This is a genomic window from Paenibacillus sp. IHBB 3054 (assembly GCF_051594305.1).
Classification (GTDB): domain Bacteria; phylum Bacillota; class Bacilli; order Paenibacillales; family Paenibacillaceae; genus Paenibacillus_AQ.
The window spans coordinates 1-2,049 of the sequence record NZ_JBOFBG010000093.1 but is presented as its reverse complement, the minus strand read 5'-3'; the positions used below and the strand labels follow the sequence as shown (position 1 = coordinate 2,049).

Annotated in this window: 2 protein-coding genes; both read left to right on the top strand. The window is 48.3% G+C overall.

All coding sequences use genetic code 11. The annotated features are described in order from the left end of the window. Positions 1-1,585 (top strand): helicase HerA domain-containing protein (locus ACQ76X_RS35750; RefSeq protein WP_438498642.1); only part of this gene is annotated, 1,585 nt, incomplete at its 5' end. Between the two features lie 11 nt (positions 1,586-1,596). Next, positions 1,597-2,049 (top strand): M23 family metallopeptidase (locus ACQ76X_RS35745; RefSeq protein ID WP_438498641.1); only part of this gene is annotated, 453 nt, incomplete at its 3' end.

Genomic DNA, 2,049 nt, shown 5'->3' with positions numbered 1-2,049 from the left:
CCGGCTGACGGCCAGCATCAATGATCAGAGCGAAACTGATCCAGCCCGTAATGCAGAGATCGCGGCGAAGGAAACCATTCTCGCCTTAAGAGATTCGACGCTGTCAAATGACCATAAGCTGGTGGAGGTTCAAACCTTCCTGACGCTATCCGCGCCCAAACTGCATCAAATTGAAGCGGCTGAGGCGGGACTGAAGCTTTGGTTTGATAACATGTCCGGAAAGCTGAATGAATTGAAGCGCGAGCAGCGAGAAGCGATGCGGCAAACCGCACCTGCCTCTGATCCTTACGTGAATCATAGTGAATTTTTTAACAAAACGCATTATGGGCGTGTCACGACAGACTCTGTTGCAGCACGCACGTACCCGATGACCCGAGGCTCGTTTTCGGATGCAGATGGACTTTATTTTGGTCGCCGGACTGAGGACGGCGGCTTTTGTTTTGTCAATCTATGTGATCCAGAAGATCCGAGGGCGCAGAACGTCACTGTGTTTGGTAAGACTGGGGAAGGGAAAAGTTACTTTCTCAAGGCGCTTGTGGTGTCATTGTTAGAAGAAGGCGTGCATGTTTTTGTATTTGACCTGGACGGCGAGTGGCGTGAGCTTTGTGAGTATGTAGGAGGCGTCTATATTGACCATACGACTGAGGAGGGACGCTATTTTGAACCGCTGACCATCATGCCTGCGATCACTGAGATCGATAAGGATTGTGTACAGTATAATCGCTCCCGGTACAAGATGGCTGAAAAAAGTGGTGTTCGAACCTTTTCGCTGCTTGGGGAGAACTTAACCCGTACTGAAATCTTTGAAGTGGGTGAAGCAATCCGTAGAGTGTACCGAGCTGCAGGAATTGATAAGAAAAAGCCGGAAACCTGGAGTGCTCCCACGGGTCCCAAGCCGACGATCCACGCTGTGTTTCAAGAAATTGAAGTAGCCTCTCGCAGTAATGCAGATGCCAAAAGTCTGTACGACAAGATCAAAATCTATTTCATTGGTATTTATGATGATATTTTTCAAATTGAAGAGGCTTCTAGCTTTGATGAGAAAGCTCCCCTTGTGGTGTACCGGGTAGGGTCTGGCGAGGAAGACGAGTCTAAAAAGGATGAATCCGCCAAACAAGCGCAGATCAAGATGTCGATGGCTTTTGAACAGGTTAATGCCAACATCCATCTGCTAAAAATTGCCGGAGCTCACTTTTCTGCTGTGCTGGTAGACGAAGGTCAACGCCAGCTGCAAAATCCGGAGTTGCGCAGTTATGTATTTACTTGGTATACGGCTATTCGGAAGCAGAATGGCATGATGATTCTGGCAGGCAATTCTCCGGCCATTATGCTGGATACCGCAGCTGGTGTCGGCATGTGGGAAAACACGAGTGTACGTGTGTATTTTTATATGGAGCAATCGGCTGTACGTTTACTCTCCTCTCATGCGGATCTGCCAATTGAGATTCAAGAACTGATTACGCAAAACGAAGGCACACAGCGCTATATATTGGAAAATCACAAAAGGTACGATGAACTGATTATGCATGTCCCTCCTGAAGAACATGTTCTGTATAAAACGCGGGGACTGAAAACCGCAGGATAGGGGGGATTCTGTTGGAAGTCGTCAAAAAGGCCAAGGATCTCAAGAAAATGATTGCACTGATTTCGGCACTGAGCTCCCCGGGAATCGGGTTGGTGTTGATCCTTTTTGGACTCGTGGCATTAATTGTTTTGTTTGTGTTTTTGCCGTTCATGATTTTTTCGGATGCCGATAGCTATAAGCCACAAGCAGCAGGGGAGTATGCATGGATGGCTCCTGTTCAACTGGATGTGGATGGCACGGCATATGTGTGGCCAGTGCCTACGATTAGCCGAGTATCCTCTCCTTTTGCCTTGCGGGATTTGTTTGGAACGACTCGAATGCACAAGGGCATTGATATTGCGAATGGAGCCGCCAACACAGAGCTGCAGCCCGTTTATGCAATGGCTGAAGGCACGGTGACTTTGGCGGGAGCAGCCAGTGGTTATGGTCAAGCGATTATTATAAATCATGGGAACGGACTGGTG